Annotated in this window: 21 protein-coding genes; 6 read left to right on the top strand and 15 right to left on the bottom strand. The window is 61.3% G+C overall.

Translation table 11 applies throughout. The features are described from left to right. Positions 1-2 precede the first annotated feature (2 nt). The 8 genes from ACW4QM_RS01330 to ACW4QM_RS01295 form a co-directional block, all read right to left on the bottom strand. Entirely contained in the window at positions 3-3,221 is a 3,219-nt protein-coding gene (locus ACW4QM_RS01330; RefSeq protein WP_455798113.1) for a type I restriction endonuclease subunit R, read from the bottom strand. A gap of 2 nt (positions 3,222-3,223) precedes the next feature. Beyond that, the gene (locus ACW4QM_RS01325; protein WP_455798112.1) at positions 3,224-3,790 is read right to left on the bottom strand and encodes a hypothetical protein; all 567 of its coding nucleotides are present in this window, start codon (positions 3,788-3,790) and stop codon (positions 3,224-3,226) included. Between the two features lie 111 nt (positions 3,791-3,901). After that, a complete protein-coding gene (gene radC / locus ACW4QM_RS01320) occupies positions 3,902-4,516 on the bottom strand; it encodes a RadC family protein (protein ID WP_418979921.1) in 615 nt (204 codons plus the stop codon). 170 nt (positions 4,517-4,686) lie between these two features. Further along, entirely contained in the window at positions 4,687-7,323 is a 2,637-nt protein-coding gene (alaS, locus tag ACW4QM_RS01315; RefSeq protein ID WP_455798111.1) for an alanine--tRNA ligase, read from the bottom strand. A gap of 66 nt (positions 7,324-7,389) precedes the next feature. Then, a complete protein-coding gene (locus ACW4QM_RS01310) occupies positions 7,390-8,823 on the bottom strand; it encodes an AI-2E family transporter (RefSeq protein ID WP_455798110.1) in 1,434 nt (477 codons plus the stop codon). A gap of 21 nt (positions 8,824-8,844) precedes the next feature. Then, positions 8,845-9,753 (bottom strand): DUF948 domain-containing protein, encoded by a 909-nt coding sequence (locus ACW4QM_RS01305; RefSeq protein WP_418380381.1) that lies wholly within the window; start codon positions 9,751-9,753, stop codon positions 8,845-8,847. A 256-nt stretch (positions 9,754-10,009) separates the two neighbouring features. After that, positions 10,010-11,323, bottom strand: a complete 1,314-nt coding sequence (locus tag ACW4QM_RS01300; RefSeq protein WP_223900435.1) for a replication-associated recombination protein A — start codon at positions 11,321-11,323, stop codon at positions 10,010-10,012. A 320-nt stretch (positions 11,324-11,643) separates the two neighbouring features. Continuing rightward, positions 11,644-12,456 (bottom strand): UTP--glucose-1-phosphate uridylyltransferase, encoded by an 813-nt coding sequence (locus ACW4QM_RS01295; RefSeq protein WP_022739428.1) that lies wholly within the window; start codon positions 12,454-12,456, stop codon positions 11,644-11,646. Positions 12,457-12,554: 98 nt separating this feature from the next. Here ACW4QM_RS01295 and ACW4QM_RS01290 point away from each other — a divergent pair, with 98 nt between their 5' ends. Together ACW4QM_RS01290 and ACW4QM_RS01285 are read left to right on the top strand one after the other, a co-directional pair. Next, positions 12,555-13,613 (top strand): FAD:protein FMN transferase, encoded by a 1,059-nt coding sequence (locus ACW4QM_RS01290; protein WP_455798109.1) that lies wholly within the window; start codon positions 12,555-12,557, stop codon positions 13,611-13,613. 341 nt (positions 13,614-13,954) lie between these two features. Then, positions 13,955-14,878: a MarR family winged helix-turn-helix transcriptional regulator gene (locus tag ACW4QM_RS01285; RefSeq protein ID WP_455798108.1), complete on the top strand. Its 924-nt coding sequence runs from the start codon at positions 13,955-13,957 to the stop codon at positions 14,876-14,878. Positions 14,879-15,028: 150 nt separating this feature from the next. Here ACW4QM_RS01285 and ACW4QM_RS01280 read toward each other — a convergent pair whose 3' ends face one another. Genes ACW4QM_RS01280 through ACW4QM_RS01270 form a run of 3 tightly spaced genes read right to left on the bottom strand, consistent with a single transcriptional unit; the run spans position 15,029 to position 18,231 of the window. Beyond that, a complete protein-coding gene (locus ACW4QM_RS01280; protein ID WP_455798107.1) occupies positions 15,029-15,775 on the bottom strand; it encodes a hypothetical protein in 747 nt (248 codons plus the stop codon). A gap of 33 nt (positions 15,776-15,808) precedes the next feature. After that, positions 15,809-17,659 carry an FAD-dependent oxidoreductase gene (locus ACW4QM_RS01275; protein WP_455798106.1) on the bottom strand — a complete coding sequence of 617 codons (1,851 nt, stop codon included), beginning with the start codon at positions 17,657-17,659 and terminating at the stop codon, positions 15,809-15,811. Positions 17,660-17,661: 2 nt separating this feature from the next. Next, complete coding sequence (locus ACW4QM_RS01270; RefSeq protein ID WP_455798105.1) at positions 17,662-18,231, bottom strand: FMN-binding protein; 570 nt, start codon at positions 18,229-18,231, stop codon at positions 17,662-17,664. Between the two features lie 327 nt (positions 18,232-18,558). On the opposite strand from ACW4QM_RS01270, the gene ACW4QM_RS01265 reads away from it, so the two are divergent. Then, entirely contained in the window at positions 18,559-19,668 is a 1,110-nt protein-coding gene (locus ACW4QM_RS01265; protein WP_022739422.1) for a DUF5692 family protein, read from the top strand. 359 nt (positions 19,669-20,027) lie between these two features. Here ACW4QM_RS01265 and ACW4QM_RS01260 read toward each other — a convergent pair whose 3' ends face one another. Continuing rightward, positions 20,028-20,960: a radical SAM protein gene (locus ACW4QM_RS01260; protein ID WP_455798104.1), complete on the bottom strand. Its 933-nt coding sequence runs from the start codon at positions 20,958-20,960 to the stop codon at positions 20,028-20,030. Between the two features lie 200 nt (positions 20,961-21,160). On the opposite strand from ACW4QM_RS01260, the gene ACW4QM_RS01255 reads away from it, so the two are divergent. Beyond that, positions 21,161-21,493 carry a winged helix-turn-helix transcriptional regulator gene (locus ACW4QM_RS01255; RefSeq protein WP_237974119.1) on the top strand — a complete coding sequence of 111 codons (333 nt, stop codon included), beginning with the start codon at positions 21,161-21,163 and terminating at the stop codon, positions 21,491-21,493. Positions 21,494-21,706: 213 nt separating this feature from the next. Here the strand turns inward: ACW4QM_RS01255 and ACW4QM_RS01250 are convergent, their stop codons facing one another. The 3 genes from ACW4QM_RS01250 to ACW4QM_RS01240 form a co-directional block, all read right to left on the bottom strand. After that, on the bottom strand, positions 21,707-21,871 hold the full coding sequence (locus tag ACW4QM_RS01250) for a hypothetical protein (RefSeq protein ID WP_455798103.1): 165 nt from the start codon (positions 21,869-21,871) through the stop codon (positions 21,707-21,709). After that, the gene (locus tag ACW4QM_RS01245; protein WP_270357740.1) at positions 21,853-22,059 is read right to left on the bottom strand and encodes a hydrogenase maturation nickel metallochaperone HypA; all 207 of its coding nucleotides are present in this window, start codon (positions 22,057-22,059) and stop codon (positions 21,853-21,855) included. Before ACW4QM_RS01245 ends, ACW4QM_RS01250 begins: the two co-directional genes overlap by 19 nt. Before the next feature lie 157 nt (positions 22,060-22,216). Then, on the bottom strand, positions 22,217-23,773 hold the full coding sequence (locus ACW4QM_RS01240; protein ID WP_270357742.1) for a response regulator transcription factor: 1,557 nt from the start codon (positions 23,771-23,773) through the stop codon (positions 22,217-22,219). A 288-nt stretch (positions 23,774-24,061) separates the two neighbouring features. On the opposite strand from ACW4QM_RS01240, the gene ACW4QM_RS01235 reads away from it, so the two are divergent. Together ACW4QM_RS01235 and ACW4QM_RS01230 are read left to right on the top strand one after the other, a co-directional pair. Beyond that, a complete protein-coding gene (locus tag ACW4QM_RS01235) occupies positions 24,062-24,511 on the top strand; it encodes a hypothetical protein (protein ID WP_237974122.1) in 450 nt (149 codons plus the stop codon). A gap of 39 nt (positions 24,512-24,550) precedes the next feature. Then, positions 24,551-26,185 (top strand): FAD-dependent oxidoreductase, encoded by a 1,635-nt coding sequence (locus ACW4QM_RS01230; RefSeq protein ID WP_237974123.1) that lies wholly within the window; start codon positions 24,551-24,553, stop codon positions 26,183-26,185. Positions 26,186-26,385: the final 200 nt, after the last annotated feature.

The raw sequence follows: 26,385 nt of genomic DNA, 5'->3' as shown, positions 1-26,385 counted from the left end.
CCCTAGCTCTCGACAAGCGCATCGGCTAATTTATAAATGGCTTCGCGAAGTCCGTTGCGGTATTTGATTCTCGGCAGCGCGCGCACTTCTGCGTCGTTGGCCATAACGCGATAGCTCTCACTCGCATCGGCAATGATGGCACGAAGGCGACCCGTATCATCAAGATCTTGCTGCCCGTACCGATGATGGGCGAACAGCTCTCGCATATCGGCGCTTCTCACAACTTCGGTGATTCCCCACTGATAGCGAAAATCGAGCAGTGTTTTTTCTAAACTTACATCGTTCGCCTCTTCGATAACCCTCATGCTGTCCTTAAGCTTGTAGGGATACTTCAAGTCAGTTGCATCGGTCGGATAGTCTCCGCGCATGATCGCCGCCACTGCATTGATCGCCTTAGCAGCATAGGCACGATCCTCCAAGCCATTGGCAAATTGCCTGATTTCCGCTTGGGTCCGCTGCGCCTGCGCCTGCTCACCGTCATGAACTTGGTTGAGCAGCTTCTCAATGAGCTCGGTCAGATAATCGTAATTAACCTCCACGTCCTTTACATGGGTGAGCTTCAACTCAAGCTGAAAGACGGGAATGTTCTTCTTCTTGGCGATATATTCCTTAAGTTCGTTGGTGAGAACAGTCGTCAACATGGTTTCCTGATCAGGCGACATGCCCAACGCCACAATGAGCTCATCGGGATCATCGTAGTTGTAACCCTCCCCCGCAGCTTCTCCAGGTTCGAACTGCTTGAGCTTCGCCATACCTGCATTGTACTCGCGCAAGAGCTCGAACATATACTCTTTTTGCTTCTCCGAGGCAGGCAGCTGAGTAAAGCCGCTCGTCAGATCATCGAGCTTTTCCACCTTACACTTCACCGTTTGAAATACTTCCTCGAACTGCGGAGCCGTCAAGCCGTCGATAACGTTCTGCCTGCTCCGTTCCTCGTCCGAGAGATCGGCCGATTCCTTGTTAGCATACACCGCGAGCGCTTCGTTCATGAGCCGCTCGTTTTGCGCCGGCCATCGGTAGTTCACAATGCGGCCCCATGGCTTATCTTGCAAATCCGCAATGCGATTCGTGCGCGAGTAAGCCTGGATGAGACTAGCGCCCTTCAGAGTACGATCGACGTAGAGCGTGTTAAGCTCTGGCGCATCGAACCCGGTCAGTAACTGATCTACCACGATGACAATATCGAGATAATTGCCGTCGTCGGTCGTTCTTCGCAGGCGCGAGGTGACATCTTCGGTGTATCCGGCAACGTTGTCCATGCCAAAACTCGTTCCGAATTCCTTGTTGTAAGCCTGCATCGCACGATGTAGACCCCGATTCGTCTCCAGCTGAAAATCGTTATTCGAGGTGTTCTGGCTGAATGTGACCGCCACCTTGAGGGTTGACTCCCCCTGCGCCTGGCGCTCCTCATTCACTCGGCAGAACTCATCAAAGTACATCATCGCCATCGGTGTACTCGCCTTTCCGCCACCAACATGCGTGGTGAGCAGCGCGTTGTATTTGCCTTCGTTGGAGCGGTTTCGCCAGTTCTTGAAAATATCGGCAACAACGAGCTTGACGTGGTCTTTGTTCTCATCGTAAAAACTCGCGGCAACAGCATCATCCATATCTTCCGGTGTCATGATGTCTATCTTGCGCCGAATTTGTTCGTCGGTCCAATCGGGATGCTGCTCGCGATAGAATCCGGGAAGATAACGTTCCTTCATTTCCTCCTCGTCGATTGTCGTTTCGAAATCGACCTTAAACCCAAGAACATTCTGATCGGCGATAGCCTCTCGAATGGTGTAGGCATGCAGCAACTCCCCGAAGATATCTTCTGTGCGAACACTCTGCCCGGCATCGTCGAAAGTGGGCGTTCCCGTATAGCCAACCCATGCTGCATGTTTGAATGCTTTCTGAATAGCTTTGAACGAGTCGCCCCCCGTCGAGCGATGCGCCTCGTCCACAATAAAGACGATATTCTTGTCAGGGGCGCTAAACGATGGGCGCTTAACGAGCTTGTCGAGCTTCTGCACCGATGTGACGATGATGCCGTTGTCCTTCGATTTCAACTTACGACTAAGATCGGCAGTGCTCTTGGTGTCCCGTACGCTCCCCGACGGATCCTCGTCGAAACTCCCCGTTGCCGCCATCTGCGCATCTGGGTCATAGGCACGGTAATTGTCTGTTGTCTGGTTGGTAAGCGCGATGCGATCGACGAGAAACACGACTTTGTCGATTTTGGGCATACGGCTGGCAAGCCAAGCGGTTTTAAAGCTCGTAATCGTTTTTCCCGACCCAGTGGTATGCCAGATATATCCCACCTTGTTATCGCCAAATTCGAAATCGATACGTTTAAGACCATCGATTACTTTTTGCGTGGCGTACACCTGATAAGGACGCATGACCTTCAGCGCTTCTTTGTTCTTGGTGCCATCGAGGATCATATAGTTCGTCGCCATCTGATGCGCCATAGGAATAGAGAGCATCGAGTCGGCGAACTCCCTCCAATTGCGCACAATGGCATTGTCGCTTTTTCGCTGCCAGTTGAAAGCGAAATCCTTGTTAAAGGCCTCGGCCGTTGTGTTCGCCATGTACTTCACATTATTCGGAGTGATAGCTACCAGTATCTGCAGCGTCGAGTAGATATCACGATATTGTCCTTCATCGATGTACTGATGCATCTGATTCAGTGCCTCATCTACATTGCGAGTATCACGCTTCTCCTCAATCTGAATGATAGGCAAGCCGTTGATAAGCAGCGTTGTGTCGAAGCGCCTGTCCTGCTTCCCTGTTATTTTTGCTGGACGCTCGATTTGGTTCACTACCTGGTAAATCGTATCGCCTGCGCCAATCTGGCTTTGATCGAATACCGTGAGAAACACATGGCGACCGTCATCGAGATCGATCTCAATCTGCGACACACCGTTCATCCCGTAAAGGAACTGACCCGCCTTATACGGCGTGCGCAAATCGGATATGATGCGTTTGACCTGGTTGAATTCGATCACGCTCAGAGGGTGATCAAGCGTTGCCCAATTGTGCCTCTCAAGAATGTTCTTGAAGTTTTCCCAAAGTTGATCGGTTGTCTTAATATCGGGCTCGTACTTCCAGAGCTTCGTTTTGACGACATAATCGACGGGTCGCTCTGCCACCGAATCAGCTTCCGGCGATTGCGCCGAAGAAACTGCCCCATGGCATAGATACTGTATTAGTTCGGTTTCAAATCGAAGCTCGTCCATCGCTAGTACGCCTCCTTGATTCTACCCATCACCACAAGTTTCTCTTTTTCTGCCACATCATGCCTCAAAGCGGTAACCCTATTTATACTGAAGTACAAACTGCCTATGGCCTCTTGCGTTGCCCGTGAAGGAAGATCGGGGAGCAGCAGATCGGTCAACTGCCTTACGGTGTACTTCATGGTGAAGGAGCCTTGCTGACCGAGAGTGAGCTGTCGTCTCACTCCTTTATGCTCGTTCAGAAGATAGACGAGGTATCGAGCATCGATCATTGGCGACGGAGCGAGCTTTGAGAAATTCTGCGTGAGAAGATACCCTTCGTGACGCTCGCTCACTAACGCAGCTTTTCCCGACATAAGGCTAAACACGAGATCGTCCGCAGAGAGCACCTCGACCGCATCATGCGTGCGAATCCTCTTCGCGCAATCTGCGTCGCCACCCATGCCCGTTAAATCCGCCTCGAGCTCCTGCTGACCGTAAAAACAATAGACAGGCGCCTCCGGATCCGACGTTTCGATCAGACGAAACTGCGGCGTTCCGCTTTTCAGCTCAACCACATCAGTCAATTTCATAGCCTACAACCGTGCCTTTCTACAATTACAAGCTGTATGGTAATATAATTGACCGAGTTGTCAATATGATTTTGTAATTTTCTCTAATTACATTTTCTTGCTAGCCAACATCTAAATGCTCCACTGCTCGCTTTTTGTCACGATGATGTGCTCGAGAACTTTAATGCCAAGAAGCTCTCCAGCTTCTAGAATCCGCTTTGTAACGGCAACATCCTCCTCGGAGGGCCTTGGATTTCCGCTGGGATGGTTATGGGCAACGATGATGCTCGCGGCTCGATCCTCAATTGCGCAAGCAAATATCTCTCGAGGGTGAATGATGCTTCGATCCAGAGTCCCCTGAAATACAATCTTATTGCTTATGAGTCGATTGGCGCCGTCCAGCGTAAGAACGGCGAAGCACTCTTGCTTCTTGGAACGGAGATCTTTTAGCTGCTCCACGGCATCATCGGTAGAAGCAATGATCGGTTTGTCCGCAGGAACAAGGTAGCGTCTGCCCAGTTCGAACAGGGCAATCATCTCACTTGTCTTGGCAACGCCCATGCCCTTTACCCCTGCAAGGTCGCGATACGTTACCTCACCGCCCTTCTCTTTAAGCAGCTTGAGGACCTGAGTGGCAATCGCTCGTGCTGACACTTGTTTATTCCCGCTCCCTATCACAAGCAGCAACAGCTCTAGATCCGTTAAAGTAGCAGCGCCATACTTAGCGAGCTTTTCCCTCGGCATCATAGCAAACCCCCTGACCTTATATTGGTTGGTGCACTATACCGCACTTTGAGAAAATTTGAAATACCGTCATACCGATGGTAGAGCTCGTGCACAGAGAAAGGACGGCGCGAGGCCGTCCTTTCTTTGAGAGTTTTGAGCACCAGGGATCGCGGAACCGCCCTTCCGCGTCGCTACAGGATCATGTTGCGGGCGATCTCCAGGGCTTCATCGATGCCCTCGGCATTCTTGCCGCCGGCCTGGGCCATGGTGGGCTTGCCACCGCCACCGCCCTGGATGGCCGGGCCCATGGCCTTGATGATGGCCCCGGCGTTGAAGCCCGCCGCCACGGCCTCGTCGGTGCCGGCGGCCATGAGTACGGGCTTGCCGTCGTTCACACCGGCCACCACCATGGCGCCGGGCGCGTCCATGCGGCTGCGCACGACATCCCACATGTTGCGCATCTGGCCGCCGTCGCGCACCTCGGTGCGCGCGATGATGACGGGGTATCCCGCCGGAGCTAGCTGCACTTGGGAGAGCAGCGTCGCGAACATGTCGTCGCCGATCATGCTCTTGGCGCGCTTGGCCTTGGTGCGCATCTCCTTCAGGGCCTTCTGGTCGGCCGCCACGCGCTCGGACACGTCGAAGGGCGGCACGCGCAAGGTGGCCGCGGCCTCCTTCAGCTCGGCCTCCACCTTGTTCACATAGGCGAGCGCGCCGTAGCTCGTCACGGCCTCGATGCGGCGCACGTTGGCGCCCACCGACGACTCGCTCGTGATCTTCAAAAAGCCGATCTCGGCGGTGTTGCTCACATGGCAGCCGCCACACAGCTCACGGGAGAGGTCGCCCGCCTCCACCACGCGCACGACCTCGCCGTACTTCTCGCCGAACAAGCCCGTCACGCCGGCAGCGCGGGCCTCTTCCAGCGACGTCTCGTAAATGGTGGTGGGCGTAGCGCTCATGATGTGCTCGTTGGCCTCGCGCTCCACCTCGGCCAGCTGCTCGGGCGTGCACGCCTCGAAATGGGTGAAGTCGAAGCGCAGGCGGTCGGGCCCCACGTAGGAGCCGGCCTGCTTCACGTGGTCGCCGAGCACGCGGCGCAACGCGGCGTGCAGGATGTGGGTGGCGGTGTGGTTGCGCTCGATGGCGGCGCGGCGGTTCGCGTCCACGCGGGCCACGACGGTATCACCCTCGGCAAGCCCCGCCTCCTCGGCGCGCACCGCGTGCACGAACAGGCCCTTCTCGGGGGCCTTCGTGTCCAGCACGAAAATGCGTCCCTCGCCGTTCTCGATGATGCCGGTGTCCCCCACTTCTCCGCCCATCTCGGCGTAGAAGGGCGTGGCGGCCAGCACCACCTCGCCGGTCTGCCCCGGCGCCAGGGTGCCCACGCGCTCGCCATCGACGACGACGGCCAGCACGCGCGTCTCGGCGGCGGTGGCATCGTAGCCGATGAACTCCGTGGGGCCGAGCTCGTTCAAAAGATCGCTGTAGATGCCGCCGTAGGTGGACCAGGCCGCCTCGGCGTCCTTCGCGCCGGCGGCGCGGGCGCGCTCGCGCTGGGCCTCCATGGCGGCCTCGAAGGCCTCCATGTCCACTTTCACGCCGCGGCCCTCCGCGATCTCCTGGGTCACTTCCACGGGGAAGCCGTAGGTGTCGTGCAGGGTGAAGGCCTCCTCGCCGGAGAGCACGTCGCCCTCGAGCTTGCCGAGGGCCTCCTCCAGGTAGGCCTGGCCCTGGCGCAGGGTGGCGCCGAAGCGGTCCTCCTCGGCCATGATGAGGCCGCGTTCCAGCTCGCGGTTCTCCACGATCTCGGGGTACACATCTCCCATGAGCCGCACGATCTCGTCCACGTACTCGTTGAGGAAGTGCCCCTCGATGCCGATGAGCTGGGCCTTCATGATGGCACGGCGCAGCAGGCGGCGCAGCACGTAGCCGCGGCCCTCGTTGCCCGGCAGGATGCCGTCGGCGATCATGAAGGTGACCGAGCGGGAGTGGTCGGCGATGATGCGCAGGGCCAGGTCGGTCTCGGCGTCCTCGCCGTAGGTCACGCCGGCCAGACGCTCGCCCACGGCCACCAGGCTGCGCAGCACGTCGGTCTCGTAGTTGGACTGCACGCCCTGCATGATGGCGGCCATGCGCTCGAGCCCCATGCCCGTGTCGATGTTCTTCTTGGGAAGGGGCGCCAAGGTGCCGTCCTCCTGGCCGTCGTACTGGGTGAACACGCAATTCCAGTACTCCAGGAACCGGTCGCAGTCGCAGCCCGGCGCGCAGTCGGGGCTGCCGCAGCCGAACTCGGGGCCCTGGTCGTAGTAGATCTCCGAGCAGGGGCCGCAGGGGCCGGTGGGCCCGGCGCGCCAGAAGTTGTCGTCCTCGCCGAGGCGCGAGATGTGGTCCTCGGGCACGCCCAGGTTCTTCCAAATCTCGATGGTCTCGTCGTCATCCTCGAACACCGTGAAGTACAAACGCTCCGGCGGCAGCCCTAGCACGTTCACGGAGAAGTCGTAGGCCCAGGCGCACATCTCTTCCTTGAAGTACTCGCCGAAGGAGAAGTTGCCGAGCATCTCGAAGAAGCTCAGATGGCGGCCCGTGGTGCCGATGATGTCGATGTCGTTGGTGCGCACGCACTTCTGCACGGAGGTGGTGCCGATGTAGGGCGCCTCCAGCTGCTTCTGCTGCAGGAAGTAGGGCTTGAACTGCACCATGCCGGCGCTCGTCAGAAGAAGCGACGGGTCGTCGGGGATGAGCGAGGAGGAGGGCACGAGCTTGCAGCCCTTCTCCTGAAAGTAGTTCAGGTACTTCTCGCGAATCTCAGCGGTGGTCATGTAACGCATAGGTGTTCTATCCGTCCTTTACGGTCAACGAAAACAGTTGCAGCAGATTATAGCGCTCCTTGCGCGCTACTTTTTGGAAGACGACGTGTCATCATGGGAATGGCGCGCCGTCACCTTCCCATGGGCCTGCGAGCGCAGCTTCGGCAACTTGCGGCCGAACAGCGTCGCGTCGTCCAGCTTGATGGGCTTCATGGAGCCGGTGGTGACGCCCGGTGACGTGGCGTCCGACAGCGGGTTCACTTCCTCGTTGTCCGACGGCACGCCCTTGAAGAACACGCCGTCCTCGGCCACCAGGTGCCGGCCGGTCTTTTTCTCGAAGTAGTAGACGAACACCGATTTGGCCACGGCCACCAGCGGGATGGAGGCGAGCATGCCCACGAGCGACCCCATAAGACCGCTCATGGCGCCGCCGAGGGCCGAGCCCACCATCAACGCGATAAGGGTGAGAGCCGGGTGGATGTCCACCGAGTTCGCCATGATCTTCGGCGAGACGAAGGTGTAGACGAGCTGCTGGATGACCACGGTCCCGGCCAGGGCGATAAGGGCCACCAGCGGGCTCACGAAGACGGCCGCGATGGCCGCGAGCGCACCTCCCAGCCACGGGCCGATGATGGGGATGATGTTCATCACGCCGGTGATGAGGCCGAGCACGGCCGCGTTGGGCGCGCCAACGACCTGGAACAGGATGCCGCAGCCCACGCCGATGACGGCGCACTGCAGAAGCGTTCCCTTGATGTAGCCGCCCATGACGCGGGTGAAGGTGGCGTGGAAGAACTCGGCGTCCTCGGCGTGCTTGGGGCCGATGAGCCGGCGCGTCTCGCGGCCCATGGCCGGCAGCTCCATGAGGATCCAGAAGGCGATGACGAGCGCGAACCCTAAGGCCATAAGGCCGTTGGCCAGCGTCGTGGAGAAGGCCACGATGCCGTTGGCGCTGCCCTGGGCGATGGAGGAGGCCCAGGATGCGGCCGACTTCTGCACCTCGCTGATGACGTTCTTCACCGTTTCGTCCTCGAGCATCGGGGCGTAGCGGGCGTACAGGTCGTTGCCCCAGGCGATGACCGCATCAACATAATGGGGCAGGTTGCTGACCAAGTCGTTGAACTGGGCGTTCAGGCCGAACATAGGCGAGAACAGAAGGAAGCCGATAAGAGCGAGCACGAGCGCCATGATGATGTAGGCGATAGTGGTGCCCAAACCGCGGTTGACGTGGTGCTTCTCCAGCCCGTTCACAATGCCGCGCAGGCAGAAGACGATGATGACGGTCCAGATGAGGATGGCCACGGGCACCGACAGGATGTTCAGCAGGTAGACGATCGCCGCCAGAAGCAGGATGGCCGCCACCACGGCCCACAGGTCGAAGAAGCGCGTGCGGGCGCGGGCCTGCTTGGTGCGCGAGATGGCGTTGGCGGCAGCGGTGGCCGCGGCGGCCGCGCTGCGCGGGTTGTTGACGGAAGCGGGCGCGTCGGCTCCTCCCTGCGATTGAGACGCGTCGGTGCTCATGGGAATCTCCTCGGGTGCGAGCTACTGAACGGTGTAGGGGCTGTTCCCCACGGGGGCCGGCTTGGCCTTAGCCGCGGCGGCGTTGGGAGAGACGGCCGGCGAGGCAGCGGCTGCGGGGTCGGCAGGGGCCGTCGCAGACGCGGTCGGCGCGTCGGTGTCGGTATCGGCGTTGGCGTTGGCCACGGCCGCATCGGCGATGGTGCCGGCGGTACCGGAGAGCTGGTCTTCGAAGTCGCGGGCACGTTCTTGGCTGGCCGCGTTGGCGGCCTTGACAGCGGCGCGGCGGTCTTTGCCCTCGGCGACGACGGCGCGGGCGGCATCCCCCATGGCCGAGACGGCATCGGCAACGGTCGCCCCGCGCTCGGGCGCACGGCCGGCCTTCGCGGCGGCGCTGGCGTCGGCAGCGGCTCCCAAGCTCACGGACTCGTCAGAGGCGTAGCGCGGCTTGAACTTGCTGCGCAACTTGCCCGTGAGCGAGTTCACCAAATCGATCGGAGCGCTCGTCACGGTATCCACGGCACCGGCGGCCTTCGAGACGGAATCGGTGATCTGGGTCACATCTTCCAGAATCTGGTCGACGCGCATGAGTTCCAAATTCGCCGCGTCCACCGTGAGCGACAGACGCTCCACCAGCGGATCGACGCGGCCCACGGCGGGCTTGGCCTCCTCGGCGATCTCGTTCACGCGGGTAAGCAGCGGGTCGATCTGGTCAGTTACCAGGGCATCCACATGGGCGATGAGGGGGTCGACCTGAGCGGTGATCTTCTCCACGTTCTTCAGCGTGGGGGTGAGCTCCTTATGGGCGTCGTCGATGGTCGAGCGCGTCGAGCGGATGGTGAGCGCCAATTCCACGACGAACCATACGAGCACCGCGCCGACGAGCACGTAGACGACGGGCAGCGCGATGTCCACGATCCCTGCGAAATCCATGATGAGCCTCCTTATAATTCCGAAGACCTGACTATACCATTACTGGAGTCATTCTAATTAAGTTGCGCAGGGCCTCCACGGAACGCGTCCGCATGGTAGCCATTCCGTAAACGGAAGTTGACATCGTGTCACACGCGAGCGACATCGCCAGCGGCACCCGTGCTGGGGCGCCCTCGACCGAACGTCGCCCCAGCACGATGCCTGGCTCGCTGCGCGGTGCCCGCAACGCGGCGGACGCAATACGCCGAGCCGCGACTCAACTCCCCTGGCGGTCGCGAGCGGCGGCGTCGGTGCGGTAAGCCTCCCAGCCGCGCTCGCCGGGTTGGTAGAAGCAGCCGCGCTCAAGGCCCTCGGGCAGATAGCGCTGATCGACCCAGCCGGCCGGGTAGCTGTGGGGGTACTTGTACTCGCCGTAGTTTTCCGAGCCGGGGCGATGACGGTCGCGCAGGTAGTCGGGCACCTTGCGCACCGGGCCGTTGCGCACTTCGCGCAGCGCCGCATCGATCGCGGCCTCGGCGCTGTTGGACTTCGGCGCCAGCGCCAAGTAAATGGCGGCCTGTGCCAAGTTGATGCGGCACTCCGGGTAGCCGATGACCTCGGCAGCCCGGAAGGCGGCCTCGGCCACGAGCAGGGCCTGGGGGTCGGCGTTCCCGATATCCTCCGAGGCAGCGATGTACATGCGCCGGGCGATGAACTTCGGGTCCTCTCCCCCGTCGATCATGCGGGCGAGCCAGTACACGGCGGCATCCGGATCGCTGCCCCGCATGCTCTTGATGAACGCGGAGATGATGTCGTAGTGCATGTCCTTGTTCTTGTCGTAGGGCAGCGCGCGATGGGGCGTGGCGGCCCGCACCATGGCCTCGGTGATGGAAACGGGGGCCTCCTTCGTGCCCGGCGCCACCATACCAGCGGCCAACTCCAACGTTGTGAGCGCCCCGCGGCCGTCGCCGCCGGCCAGGGTGACGATGGCCGCGGTGGCGTCCTCTTCCAGAGCATAGCAGCCGGCCAGCCCCCGCGCGTCTTCCACAGCGCGGCCCACCAGCTCGGCGATCTCGTCGTCGGACAGCGAGTGCAGCTCCACGATGCGCGAGCGGGAGATGAGGGCTGAGTTCACTTCGAAAAACGGGTTTTCCGTGGTGGCGCCCACGAGCACCACGAGCCGGTCTTCCACCGCATGCAGCAACGCGTCCTGCTGGCTGCGGTTGAAGCGGTGGATCTCGTCGACGAACAGGATGGTGCGCAAGCCCCCCATGACGAGCCGCTTCTCCGCCGCGTCGATTTCCCGGCGCAAGTCGGACACCGTGCCCCCGATAGCCGACACCTCCACGAAGGTGGCGCGGGTCGACTCCGCGATGACATGGGCGAGCGACGTCTTGCCCGTGCCCGCCGGCCCGAAGAGGATGACGGAGCTTAACGTGTCGTTCTCGATGGCCGCGCGCAGCCAGCTGCCCTCGCCCACGGCCTCCGCCTGCCCGACCACCTCGTCGAGCGTGCGCGGACGCATGCGCACCGCCAGCGGCGCCACGTCCCGCTTCCGATCATTTTCCATAGCAGTAAACAAAGTATCCATAGCCCGTAATAGTACCACGGAGCCCGCCAAAATAATAGAACAAATGTTTTATCAATGCGAAATGCACGACAAAAAAGAAGCGGCCCGGCGGAGGGGGCCGCCGGGCCAGAAGGAGGGGGGATGCGACTCTCGCGGAGCCGCTTTCTGCTTTAAAGAGACAAAGCAGGCAAGTGATCGGAGGGGGTTGTCTCACTTGCTGACGTCAGTATAACAGCCACCCTTGAATTCCCTATGATGCACCCATGGTGAACTTGTGGATTCATAGGCTCATCGTTAAGTAATTCTTCACATTTTAGAAGAAACCTCATCAGCGGTAATACCTATCCCTGACGACGCGCGAACAGCACGTTGTTCGTCTCGAGCCAGCTCTCCACGGTGCCCGTGTCGAAGCCGTCGGCCGGATCCACCACAAGCGCGTACATCTCCTCCTCGGCAAGCACCGCGTCCAGCGCGTCGGTGAGCTGAATCTCGCCGCCCACCCCCGGCTCCACATCGGCCAGCAGCTCCATCACGCGGGGCGAGAGCAGGTAGCGACCGAACACCGCCAGGTTCGACGGCGCATCCTCTAGCGCCGGCTTTTCCACCAGCGAGTCCACCTTCCACACATTCTCGGCCACCGCCTCCCCGGCGATGACGCCGAACCGGCTCACCTGGTCGTCGGGCACGGGCATGACCGCGATGACGCTGGCCCCGCCATGGGCGTCGGAGACCGCCTTCATAGCCGGCAGCATCTCATTGCCCGGCACGAGCACATCGCCGAGCAGCACGTAGAACGGCTCGTCGCCCGTCTTCTCTGCCGCGCAGCGCACGGCATGTCCCAGCCCCAGCGCCTCCTCCTGATACACGTAGCTGACCGGCAGGTTGCCGACATATTCCACCGCGTCGGCATAGGCGTCCTTGCCGCGCTCGCGCAGAAGCGCCACCAGCTCCGGGTTCGGCGTGAAGTGGTCCTCAATGGCCTTCTTCTCGCGGCTGTTGACGATCACGACCTCATCAGCGCCGGAAGCCAGACCCTCTTCCACCACATACTGGATGGCCGGACGATCCACCACCAGCAGCATTTCTTTGGGCTGGGCCTTGGTAGCCGGCAGAAAGCGGGTACCGAGCCCCGCCGCGGGAATGAGTGCCTTCATCGAGCGCCTTTCTCTTCGTTGTTCGCGTGCCGCCCATGATACTACAGATGGCGCGCGCGTCGTCCCTCCCCTTCGCCGAGTTCGCTATACTGTCCGCCATGAGCAAAACGGACGCACATATTCTCGACCCCATCCCCGACGAGCAGTACCTGGAGGCCCGCGATGCCACCGGGGGCAAACCGGCGGGCGTGCGCTTTCTGGCGTTCAACACCATCATCGACATCGAAGCCTACGGCGAAGCGGCGGCGTGCCGAGCGGCCTTCGAGGAGGCCCGGGCGCGCTGCCGCCTCTACGAGCGCCTGTTCAGCCGCACGCTTCCCCACTCCGACATCGCACGCATAAACAGCGCGCACGGCCAGCCCGTGGCCATCGACCCTTTGACCTACGACCTGCTCGAGAGGGCGCTTTCCTACTGCGCGGAAAGCGAGGGCGCCTTCGACATTACCGTAGGCCCGGCGGTGCGCCTGTGGAATTTTCACGAGGGCACAGTGCCCGATGATGGTGCACTCGCCGAGGCGGTGCGCCACGTCGACTGGCACGCGCTCAGATTGTGGAAGACGCCGGCAGCCACAGCGGCCGAGAGCGACGCCGATGCCGCAACCGAGGCGGTGCCCGGGTTCGAGGCAGCGCCCGAACCCAAGGCCTGCTTCGCGCAGCTGGCCGACCCCGATGCCGCCGTGGACGTCGGCGGCATCGCCAAAGGATGGATCGCCGATGCGCTCGTGGCGGCCATGGAGGCCCACGGGCTCTCGGGCATCATCGTGAACCTCGGCGGCAACGTGGCCGTGAGCGGCACCAAGCCCACAGGCGACCCTTGGCGCGTGGGCATCCGCGATCCGCGCGACCCCTCCCAGCTCATCGGCGCCGTGCCCCTGGTTGCGGGATCGGCCGTCACGAGTGGCGTCTACGAGCGCTGCTTCACCGCGCCCGACGGCACCTTCTACCACCATATCCTCGATCCGCGCACGGGACGCCCCGTCGAAACCGACGTGGCCGGCGTCACCGTCATCTGCGAGAAATCCATCGACGCGGAGGGCTTCTCTACCACCCTGCTCGCCCTCGGCCTTAAGCGCGGACTCGCCCTCGCCCGCCGACACCCCGAAATTCTGCAGGCCTTTTTCATCGCCCCCGACGGCACTATCACCAACGCCCGCTGAACAACAAAACTTTTCGCATTTTTGGTCACAAAACCGAGTTTTGAACTTTCCGAAGACCTGTTTTAATGCAACTGGCGCTTTTCAAGCGATCGCCGATCCCGGTGCGAACGACAAGCTTCCGTAAAACACCAGGTCAAAGTTGGAGAGATTGAACCTTGCATTTCGTGCCCCCGCAAGCAAGAGTTCAGAACTCGGTTTTGTGACCATTTTTTCGGAAAAGTGTGCAGAACGAGCTGTGAAGTCTTTGTAACGAGCGAGATCGACGCCTCCTCGAACCGTCGGAGAACGCTAGACTAATCGTTGCATCGATGAACTAACTTTCCGGCAGCCGAAAGGACGTAATGGCCGAGGTCGCGAACAAATTCAACCTGGACTCCACGTACTTCGTGGCCTTCGAAATGGCCCATGAGGCCCTGCGCCGCGGGTTGGAGCAGGCGAGCGACCTGAACATCACCCAGTACCGCATTTTAACGAAGCTGATGCAGGCCTCGGCGCCCGTAAGCCAAGGGGAGCTCGGAAAGATTTTAGGCATGAAGCCCAATGTGGTGACTCAGGCCGTCGACGCCCTCGTCGCCCATGGGTACGCGACCCGCGAGGCTGGCACGACCGATGGCCGCACGCGGTTCCTCGCTGTCACCGACGACGGCGCCGAGCATGTCGCTGCCGTCAACCAGTCCCTGGTAGAGAGCTTGTACGCCACCTTCCCAACCCAAGATCCCACGTATCGCACCATTCTGGAAGCGGCGGTTGCCGCCGCAGCCCACATCGAACCCCCACTGCACGCTGGGCGCGCTCAGCGTTTCCCTGCCACGCGCTCGCTCGTATCCATCGAGCTCATCCGCGCCGAGACAGAGCGCACCCTGCGCGATGCCACAGGCGCGTCGCTCAACGAGTGCCGCATCGTCCAACGCCTCGGCGAGACGGATCATCCCGAACGCGTCGGAACCCTGGCAGAGCAGCTGATGATGTCGCCGGTGAACGCGGCGCGCGCCGTGGATCGCCTCGTGGGCCGCGGCTGGGGCAAACGCCTGAAGTCGCCTCACGACAAGAAGGCCGTGTACGTGGCCCTCACCGACGAGGGCGTTTACCAGGGATTTCTCATCAGCGCCACCGTGAACGAGCTAGCTGCCACCAAGCTGTGGGTGCGCCTGACCCCCGAGCAGAGGGACGCCATCGAGCGCGTGGGCCATGTGGTGGTGGCCGACCTGAACGCCCAGCGGCAAGCAAAGGAGCAGGCCGCATTCGACCTGCTCCAGGAAATCTAGCACGCGCTTTCAGGCGCTTTTTTCGAGTTGTTAGACTCGAGTTGCTAGAAGGTGAGTATCAAATGCCCATGTTTTGACGCTTCGCGGATCGAAAGAGAGGGAATCGCCCATCAACCAGCCTCCGAAAACTCTAACAACTCGAAATTCTTGTCACGAGGCGAGGCTCATCTTGTCCGCATAGACCTTCGCGCCGAAGAGCATGGCCACATTTGCCACGACATCCGCCGCGAACCAGCCGCCCAGCGCCGGCAGGCTGATGCTCGCCACGTTCAGGGCCGAGAACGTGCCGACCGTGAGCGCTGCGACGACGGCGCCGCACGCGGCCACAGCCACAACGAGAGCCATCTCCAGGCTGTGCCCTGCGCGCCAGCGAGCCACGCAGGCACACACCACCATGGAGGCCGCCCCCAGAAGCGTGCCGAGGAAGGCGGCGAACCCGATGACGCCGACTACGATGATCGGCAGTCCCGGCAGCTTCGATGACATAGAGCCCACCTGCACCGCCGACAGAATGCCGAGCGCCACAATCATTAGGCACACCAGCGCCACGAGCGCCGTGGCCCAGCCCCACAGGAATGCCGTCAGCGGGCGCGGGCGCACCGCGGGAGCGCCCGCATCGCCCTGCGCCCGCGAGGCCAGCGCGCCGTAGAGCACCGCGCCGGCCGTCGACACGCAAAGCGCGAGGCCAGCCGCGAACAGAAAGGCCACGAAGGCCGAGCCCGTGAGGATAGAGCAGATCACATCGAGCACCGGCACGCCCGAGGCCGAGATGTAGTCGAAGGCGAGCACGCCGGTGCCCCCGGCCACCGCAAGCCCGATGCGTCCCAGCAGCGCAATCACGAGCGCCATGGCATACAGCGCGAGAAACGGCCGCGCCATTGCTTTCATATCTTTCATAACGAACTCCTATCCGTACGCGCGCTCGCGCCCTTACGCCTGGCCGCCGTTGATCTCGTTCTCCACCGCAGAGGTGCCGCACAGATACCCGCCGCAGAAGGCGAGCCCCACGTCCCCCATGAGCGATCCCAGAATCGGGTCGCCGATGTAGCTGTTCTCGCCGCAAGCGCCCCCGGCGGTGTGCCAGCCGGCGTACAGGCCGGGGATCACGCGGCCATCGGTGCCCACCACCTGCATCTGGTCGTTGATGAGCAGTCCCGCCTTCGTGCCGTACAGATTGCCGCCGATGCGGCAACCGTAGAACGGCGGCTCCACAATGGGGTGCAGCCACTCGGCGGGCATGGGGTACAGAAAGTCGTCCTCGCCGCGCTCGCAGGCGTCGTTCCACTGAGCCACGGCCTCGGTGAGCACGCCCTCGGCGAGACCCAAATCGCGCTCCAGCTCCTCCAGGCTGTCGCGGCGCTTCAGCACGTCGGCGTCGATGGCGTCCTGCACGCCGTGGTGCCAGTCGCGGTAGTGCTCCGGCACCTTCTCGATCTGCTCCAGGTCGGGGGTCAGCAGCTTCCGGCAGTGCTCCTGGGCAAATCCCGCCAGGTGATCCTCGTAGTTGGCGTCGAAGACGATGTAGGAGCGGTGGCCCGGCGGGGTCATCTGGATGGTGGCGAGGTCGCCCAAAGCGTAGATGGCGTTGGCGCCGTCCTCGGCCACGCGCGAGTCCATGTAGCGCAGGCGGTTGCCGCAGCGGTCGATAGTCAGCCACGGCTGGCGCGAAAGCTGGGTCATGCCGTCGTAGAGGAACCGCGCCCAGGTGCCGCCCTCGGCCTGCCAGTCGACCCCGCCGTCGAAGGAGGCGGAGCTGTTGAACCCGGACACGTCGGCGCCCACGCCCAGCCCCATGCGGAAGCACTCCCCGCGCTCGCCGGCCGTCAGATAGCTGGACGCGCAGCCCATGGCCGCCGTGGGGATGTACTTGTCGAGCAGCGCCTTGTTGTTGCAAAAGCCGCCCGCCGTGAGGATGACGGCGCGGTCGGCGCGGATGTAGCGCTCGGTCTCGTAGTCCTCGTTCACCACGACGCCCACGATGCGTCCGTCGTCGTCCTGCACGAGGGCCACAGCGGGGCTTTGGAAGTGGAAATCGACGCCGTGGGCGTACCCGTAGTCGTACATGGCGTCGGTGGCATCCTTCATCTTCAGCACATGGTGGTCCAGCGTCGAGCGCTTCGGGGCCACGTACACCGGCACCTCGCCCAGACGCCAGTGCACGCCGCAATCGGCCATCCAGTCCAGCGACTTTCCGCCCTCGCAGGCGAGCCGGTAGATGAGCTTCGGGTCGGCCGCGTAGTGGTACTCGTCCATGGCCCAATCGGTCAGCGCTTTGGGGTCGAAGGGATAGCTCGGGAAGGCGAACTTCTTCTCCTCCTGGCCCGAGTAGCCACCCAAAATGCCGCACATGCCAGCCTCCTGGGCGTTGCCGCCGGGAAGCCCCATGGCCTCCACGCAGATGACGTCGGCGCCCAGCTGAACCGCGCGGGCCGCCGCGTTCAGGCCACCGCCGCCGGCGCCCACCACGCAGATGTCGCACTCGTAGTCCCAACGAGCAGGCACGGCCCGGGGAGGGATGGGCGTGGCGTCGTCGGCGGGAAACGAGCTGGCGTTGTGCTCGCGGTAGGTGCCGTCGGCGGCGGTGGCGTTGGTAGCGGCGGAAGGCTCGGCGGTCACGGCCGCGGAGCCGTCGGCGGCCCAGTTGCCGCTGCGCACCTCGGCGGCCACGGCCGGCTCGGCGGCGGCAAGGCCCAGCATGGCAGCCCCGGCGGCGGCCACGGCCGAACCGGTCAGGAAGTCGCGGCGGGAAAGGGCGCCTGCACCCGTGATGTTCTCGGCCATGGCTAGGCCTCCTTTCCAGTTGGGGCAGCGGTGGCGTCGGCATCGCTCGCTGCGGCGGCATCTCCGCCGCTCTGCGTCGCCGCGCCGCCAGTCGTCTCGGTGCCGGCGGCAATTTCCGCCTGCGCGAGCGCGTCGGCCACGGCCTGCTTCACCCCGGCCGTCGTAATGGTGGCCCCGGCGATGGCGTCGATATCGGCACTCTGGGCCGCCTCGATCATCTCGGCGTACCGCCCGTCGCGGATGGCCTCGTAGCCGCCGCGGCTCTGGCTCTCCCCCTCCTGGGTCGTCTCCAGGCAGGTGATGCGCCCGTCATCCAGAAGCAGCGTCACCGTGACGGCGCCCTCCATACCGCGCCCATGCCCGACATACACCCCGTCGGCGTAGTCGCCTTGGGCCCGCGCCCCCGCATCGGCCGCAACCTCGGCTGCCCAGGGATCGTCGGTGCGCAGAGCCAGCTGCTCCGCCGAGGCGGCGTCCTTCGACCCGGATCCCTCGAAGGACGCCCCGCAACCGGAAAGCCCCAGGGCGAGGGCGGCCGCGCTGCAGGCGATGGCCGTCGTTGTTCGCTTCATGTTCCCTCCTATCATTCGGCTGTGCGTTCCAATTATTTCTTCGTGAAAGTTTTCTTTTTCTTTCTTCAATGAACTTTATTTTGGGAATCTTAGCAGTATTTTCCCCGCTTATCAATGCTTTATTGACTCATTTACCACTTTCGTCAATTATTACCAACTTGCAAAATTATGGATATTGACTGAAGAGTTCTACACAGGTATGGTACTTCTCAGCATCAATTTGATGCCCTGCGCAGCCGGTGCGAGTGGGTCAGCGAGGCCTCTTGTGCTCCACCCGCGGCGGGCTTCGCGATAAGGAAGGCACCGATCCTTAAAGGAGGGATCACCATGTTATTCGACGTGTACGGCCCGAACGCCGGCTTCCAATGGCTCGGCCTGGCGATGGTGCTCATCGCGCTCATCCTGCTGAACGAGTTCGCCCGCCGCACCAAGGCCGGCGGCATCTTCATGTTCTTCGGCGTCTGCGGCGCCATGACCGTCTACTGCCTGGCCGTAGAGATCGGTGCGGCGTCCGGTGCCGAGTGGGCCGTGAACAACCCCACCCACACCGACATGAACAGCTGGTTCCACTACGCCAAGGTGTACGCCGCCACCGCCGGCTGCATCGGCTTCATGATGCTGAAGTACTCCTGGGGCAAGATCGGCCGCTCGCATTGGTTCAAGGCCTTCCCCTTCGTCATCGTGGCCATCAACATCCTCATCGCCGTGGTGAGCGACTTCGAGAGCGCCTTCCGCGCCTTCGGCACCACGTGGGTTTCCACCGAGGGCGTCACGCTCTACGGCGGCTGGCACAACGTGTTCAACGGCATCGCGGGCCTGCTCAACATCGCCTGCATGACCGGCTGGTTCGGCATTTATATCTCCAAGAAGCGTCAGGACATGCTGTGGCCCGACATGACCTGGGTGTTCATCATCGCCTACGACCTGTGGAACTTCTGCTACACCTACAACTGCCTGCCCACCCATTCCTGGTACTGCGGCATCGCCCTTCTGCTCGCGCCGACCATCGCCGGTCTCATTTGGAACAAGGGCGGCTGGATTCAGAACCGCGCCTTCACGCTTTCTATCTGGTGCATGTTCTGCCAGATGGTGCCGATGTTCGTGAACGACTCCGTCTTCGCCGTGCAGTCGGTGAACAACCCGGACGTGAACCTGGGCGTGTCCATCGTCGCGCTGGTGGCCAACATCGCCGCGCTGGCCTACATCGTCTACCGCGCCAAGAAGCTCGGCGTGAACCCGTACAAGCAGGAAGTGTTCGTGGGAACCAAGGACTTCCAGAAGGCCATGGAGCGCCGCGCTGACACCGCCTACCTGCTTGAGACCGAGCCCGCGAGCGCCACGGCCGCCGAGATCGCCGAGATGGTGGCCTACAACGAGCTGCCCGCGACCGGCACCCCCGGCTACGTCTACGTCGCCGTGGAGAAGGACGAGAAGTAGCCCGCTGCGCGACTAAGCGAGCGTTCGGCTAAGCGGCTGGCCAGGGAAACCAACCTGGCCGCGAAGGCTCGCGCAAGCCCATTTCCCAAAACAAGCTCATCCCGCAGAGGGGGGATCCGCAACGGCGCGGATCCCCCCTCTTCTTTTTCGCGTGAATCCCCCTCCTTTTCATTTTCGCGAAGTGAATGCCAGTTGGGGGCAGAAATGGTCAATGCCCGATTCGGAAAATGCCAGTTGAGGGTAGAAATGGCCGGATAACCGCGATTTCTCGCGCCGCCTTTCGACCATTTCGGCCCCCAACTGGCATCTACGGCGCCCTTTTCGCGAATCACCCACGTCAGAACCTCTTCGCGAACCGCCTACAAATGCCGCAAGTTGACACGGTAGCGGCGCAGGCGCTCCTCACCAATGTCGGAGATGACGGCGTCGAGAGCCGCAAGGAGCCCCTCGCGCTGCTCGGGCAACCGACCGTGCAACATCACCGGGTTGGACGCCCCCAGCATGGCGAACTCCACAGGAATATCCAGCTGGGCGACCAGCTCCTTCACCTCCTCATATTTCTCCACCTCGGCCGCCTCGCGCCACCGCCCGGCCTCGATCTCCCGGTACAGCGCCGAGCTACGGTAGATGGTGAGCATGTTCGCGCCGATGAGCCAGGGGCTCGTCCGGTTGCAGACATCCGCCGTCGCTCGCGCTCCCACCAGGCCGCGTCCGGCGCCCGAGATGCCAACCAGGTAGAAGAACGCGTAAGAAATCCCCACAGCATCGAGCCGTGCGCACTGCTCAACAATCTCCTCGGCCCCGTAGCCCTTGTCCATGAACGCAAGGGCCTCCTCGTCACCGGTCTCGATGCCGATGGTGAGACCGTCGAACCCAGCCGCCGCAAGCTCGGCGAGCTCCTCGTCGGTCTTTGCCGCCACATCGGTCACGCGGGAGAAGCACCCGATGCTCTTGCATTGCGGGAAGTAGGTGCGAACGAGCGACGCGATCTTCCGCAAATGCAGCGCCTTCAGCCCGAAGGGGTTCGCTCCCGCAAGAAATATCCGACTCGCGCGGGCGCCGGACAGCTCGAACAGGTGCTCTTCGGCTTTCCGAAGCGGATCGTGATACCACGTCTGCGCTTCCAGAAGATCCGCCTCGATGTCCTCCAAGGGCGACGGGCGAAACTTGAACGGCAGGTCCTCGTACAACGTGCAGAACTTGCACCGGTGATGCGTGCAGCCCGCCGTCGCCTCGATGATGAGCGAGTCCGCCTCGTAGGGCGGCCGCCAGATCGTTCCCGTGTAATGCATGGCACTCCTTTCTCTCATGCTTGGTGCGATTGGGAAAATCGTTGTCGACATTAAATCCTTCACTGACACGCCTTCAAGGCGCTCATCGTCGATTTCGCTCCCCACCCCATGCGCCATCGATTCCGCTCCCTGTCATCATGCTAGGATTGGTATTCGATTTGAAGTACTGTCTTTTTCTGAAGTAGAAGAGAGGAAGATCTATGGCGCGAAGGCAAGGCGAAGAGGTGGAGCGCTGCAAGTCCGTCTCCACCATCCAGCGCATGATCGGAGGAAAATGGAAGATCGAGATCCTCTTCTATATCGCCCTTAAAGACGTGCGGCATTTCGGGCAGCTCAGGCGCTGCATCGGGAACATATCCGAGTCCACCCTCTCCAAGCAGCTCAGGGAGCTGGTGGACGACGGCTTCCTTGTGCGCACCGATTTCGGCGAGGTGCCCCCGCGCGTGGAATACACCCTCACCCCTCAAGGTGAGAGCTTCGTGCCCATCCTCCTCTCCATGAAGCAGTGGGGCGAAAAAGAGCTGCGGCTTTAAGGCAGCGATTCGAATGGCCGCACTCGCTTTTTCGGGACTAGTCCTGCTTGCAACTTCTCAAAATTTTCGAGAAGTTGCAGCGCTATCTTCTCGAAAATCTTGAGAAGTCGCTTAACTGGGTTTTCACCGAGATGCCGAGGACGAGGCGCTCGAACTTCGGAATCCAACGTCCTGGAACTAGGGCAAGTACGGTCGGCATCAAATCCGCTGCCCCTATTCGACAACAATAGAGCCGATGATGAGGAACTCGCGATCCGGCTTCACCTTGAGACGGCTGCTGCCGCAATCGGGGCACGCAACCTGCTTCCATCCCCATATATCGGTGCCAAAAACCAGCAGGCAATCCTCGCATTGCAGCTTCAGAGGCACCTTAGCCATGATAAGGCGAGCCCTTCGGCGATAGTCCCCCGCGAGAGGAATTGAAAGCAGCTCTCCATGAGCTCGTCCACCACATCGCGCAGATCCCCCACGACCAGCGAAACCTCGATCACCCAACTTGCGTTGTTTTCTGCAGCATAGACGAGCACAGTATCTACCTCATTGGTGAGAATGGACATCTCGTGCATGGCGATCTCCTCCTCAAAGACCCCGACCGCCTTTATGAACGGGCTTTTTACAGCCTCATTTATCTGTGCTCAAGGCGATCCTGGCGAAACAAGAAACAAGCAGCACGGCGAGCAATCTGCGACCCTCTCCCGAATTTATCTCGCTCGCACAGCCAGCTTATCGGCCAATCTCTTCCAGCTTGTCCAGAAGCTCCTGGCGACTGTGCACGTTAGCCTTTCCGTATATCCTACGCATATGAGTCTTTACTGTGTTGGGCGACAAAATGAACTTCTCGGCAATATAGGGAACACTGCGTCCCTCGGCGAAGAGTGCGAGAATCTCTTTCTCTCGTTCAGTGAGCCCGCAGTCATCCGCTAGACGCCTTACGTTATCGGGAACCACCGTCGAAAGCCCGTCCGGCACGCCACTCGGAACCGGAAAGTCCAGCACCCCCTCCGCCTTCACACCCTCACGAGAAGACGCCGATCGCACAGATCGGCCCTCCTCACCCCCGTCGAGACGAAACATCCGCATTAGGCCGATGACTGCCACAAGCTGCAGATAATTAAGACCGAGCATCACCGGATTGCCCGCTAAACTTCCGTAGTCCCCCACTAGCACCCCGGCGGCCTCTCCTGCCGTAATGCCTACCTGCTCGGCGAACATGGCAACGGCGATCAATAGGGCGGGGCATACCTGACCCCTCTGAATTTGCTGCGCCATAATAGTCCATACCAGAATATCGAAAGCCGCGTATCCAACGGGAATGCAGATGCGGGCAAAAAGCCGGATGTCCTCAGAGTACGCACCTACCGTCATTGCGAGAAGTCCCACCGCAATAAGAGACACGCATATACTGAACAAATGCTCTATCTTCTGCCCATGACTGGTGAAACTTACGAAGAAGAAGAGCAACGCCGTTACGTCCCGCATTCCTATAACGTCTGCCATACCCGGAACGCCACTGGAAGGGATCTGCGGGGAGAACTCGAAGCCGTACATGAGGCCGAAAACAGAGCAGAACACAAGGATAAACACAATAAAGGAGGGCCGTATGCCCAAAAGCCTCTCTTTCGCGCTCTTCCGCCCACAAGAGGAGTCGACCTCGGCGGTTGCCTCGACAGGAATGCGGAACGTCGCCTTGCCTTGCAGGCGAAACAAGACATAGTAGCCCGCAAAGGAGAGCAGGGGCATAAGACCCACCGACAAGGCCGCCGCCACAGGAAGAAGCCCCTCTAGAAGAAGATTGCCCGCAAGGCCCAAAGCCCATGCTCCCGAAATATGAGTGAGCGTCTTCTGAGTTCCCTGAGCTGTGGCCACGCGTCCCCATAGAATAATGAGGGGAGCCATAGCGCCCCCCACCAAGCAACAGCCCGCGAGACACACCGGTGTCGCCGAGCCCAGATAGCCTCCGGTCACAGCCACGCCGCCCACGACGCCTATTGCAGCGCAGACGGCAAACATCCTCCAACGCCAAAGTTCATCGTCGTTCCCGCGAACCAGGGCAACGACGATGAGAAGAAGGGCAACGCAGCTTGAGACAAGAATGACGAGCGGCGCCAGCCAAGCCAGCGCCTCATGCTCCGCAGAGCTTGCCGCATCCGGCAACAGCGTGTCGCCGAACATCGCGCGATCCATCCATATCCAGAAAAATGCAGCGCCGACAATGCTCGGCCACGACGCCGAACCCGTTAACGCTTTGATGCGCCTTAGCTTTTTCTTCGACTGCCCCATGATTCCCCTTCGGAAACGACCGCGAATGCTCAAGTGATCAGACTGCGGCATACCAAGGCGAATTCTAACATAGTCATCCAACGCATCTTGGCGATTCAATGCTCCCGACTGGCCTTTTTCCTCGTAATCCTTTTCGGGTGACATTTTCCGAACGGCGGCCAATTCACTATTTTGGGAGGTCGCCTCTCTCGTCAGCACAGGCCAATATGCTTACAGGCCGTACGAAGGCACGAAAAAGAAGCGGCCACAGACCCAAAGGAGGAACCTATGGAACAGAGGGAGCGGACAATGAAAAAGGGAGCAACGAAGGTAACCGCGATCGCCCTGGCGATCGCCGCCGTCATGGCACTTGCCCTTTGCGGCTGCGCTAGCCAAGGAGACACATCGAAAAGCGACATTCCCGCAGAGGATCGAACCAATGCCAAGCAGGTGATCATGGCCGCCGGCGACTTGTTCACCATGATGGACCTGGGCCTCACCGATGCCGACAGCCCCGCTACCATCTCCCAGAACGATCCCGCCTTCGCGGAATTTTGGAGCGAGCTTCTCCAATACAAAAAGGTTGCCGACCTCGATGTGCAGAATGCCGAGATCGTCACCGACATCACCGCTGTCGAGGCTGCCACAGCACGCGAGGACAGCACTCAGACGAACTACCGCTACGCCATAAAGAGCGCCACCATGACCGTCAACGGCAAGACGATTACCTACGATGCCTCCAAGGGCTTCTCGGCATAACAGTCACACAGTATCCCGAAACATATAGAGGAGAACACTATGGAAAACCTGTCTCGTAGAAGCTTTCTCGCCTTGGGCACCCTCGGCGCCGCCAGCGCCGCCGCGGCCGGTCTTGCCGGCTGCGCTCCGCAGACCAAGGGCTCCGCATCGACCGATTTGGCCACTACCGGCAACCGCTCGTCGGAGCCCATCAACAGCTCGGGCATCGAGGTGAACCCCGATGAGGTCGTCGAGGTCATCGAGACCAACATCGTCATTGTAGGCGGCGGTCTTTCCGGACTTGCTGCCGCCGTGCAGGCCGCCGAGAACGGTGACGATTTCATTCTTCTTGAGGCCCAAGCCACGCTCGGCGGTAACGGCCAAGGCGTTGAGGGCACCTTCGCCGTGGACTCCCGTTTCCAGAAAGAGCAGAACATCCAAGTCGATCGCTCCATCATCATGCAGGAGGAGCTCGGAAAAACTCAATGGGTGGCCGATGGCCTGCTGTACAAGGATCTTTGCGACAACTCGGCGGCAAACATCGAATGGCTCGTCGATCAATGCGGTTGCGAGCTGGAAGGCACCATCGACAACTACCCCTTCGGCGTCAGCGTCGGCTCCGTTGACACCTTCCACTGGTGGAAGGACGGCGCGGCCTACGTGGGCTACGTGATGCCCATGCAGCAGAAGCTGCGCGATGCGGCGGCGGACATCCGTCTCAACAACCGCGCCCTGGAATTCAGCTATGACGAGAACGGCGCCATCAACGGCGTGTACGCCATCGACGCCTTCGGTGACTTGGTGCAGTACCAGGCCAAAGCCGTCATCGTGGCCACGGGCGGCTTCGCCGACGACGACCGCCGCATGACCAAATGGGGCTTCGATCTGACCACCCTCGAGCGCATCGGCACGCCGGGCCACTTCGGCGACGGCATCAACATGACTATCGCCGCCGGCGCCGAGGAGTTCAACGGCGTATGCTACTTGAAATACAACCGCATCAGCCATCAGGTGGAGAAGTTCGGCGCCTATTGGGGAGCTTTCGCTTTCGGCGGCCCCATGCTTTGGGTTAACCAGGACTGCGAGAGGTTCGTCGACGAAGGCTACGTTTTCCGTGTCGGCAACGCCATCACCCAGTCGGCAGCCGTCCACGGCCAGAATGGCGTGGCCTACAGCATTTTCGATCAGGCTATTTACGAGAAGCAGCTGGCCGACAATGCCGATGCCGCCGCGGAGTGGAAGGTGGACCTCGCCGAGCAGATGGAGGCCATCATCGCCGCCGGCGACGACGTCTGGCGGGCCGACACACTTGCCGAGGCGGCTGAAGCGGCAGGGTTAGATGCCGCTGCGCTGCAGGCGGCCGTCGACGAGTACAACGCGAAGTGCGCCGCCGGCAAGGACGACCTCTACGGCAAGGACGCCCAGTACCTCATCGCCATCCAACAGGGCCCCTTCTACATCGCGAAAATCCACGAGGCCATCGAGGGCCCGCTCGGCGGCGTGAAGACGAATCGCAAGTTCCAGCCCGTGCTGACCGATGGCGGCGTGCTCGATAACGTCTGGGTCATCGGCCTCGACGGCATCATGCTCTACCGCGACGTCTATCCCATCGATGTGCCCGGCAGCGCCAGCGCTGAATGCATCAACGGCGGTCGCTCGGCAGCCAACCAGGCCCACGAACTCGTGCAGGCCTAAGCACCCTTAAGAGACAATCCCCATCTCCCTCCCATCCGGCCCGAGCGACTCCCCTCCCCTCGCTCGGGCCGGATATTCCTGACCAAAGGAAACCTGTGCGCACTTGCGAAATGACTTAGCGAATGAAACTCCATTACGATCAAATTCCTCACCACCATAGTCCCTTTTTTCGTTTTCGCGAAGTAGATGCCAGTTGAGGG

This window comes from Adlercreutzia sp. CNCM I-6207 (assembly GCF_977072305.1).
The sequence above is the reverse complement of the archived record's forward strand: the minus strand, read 5'-3'. Positions and strand labels throughout refer to the sequence as shown.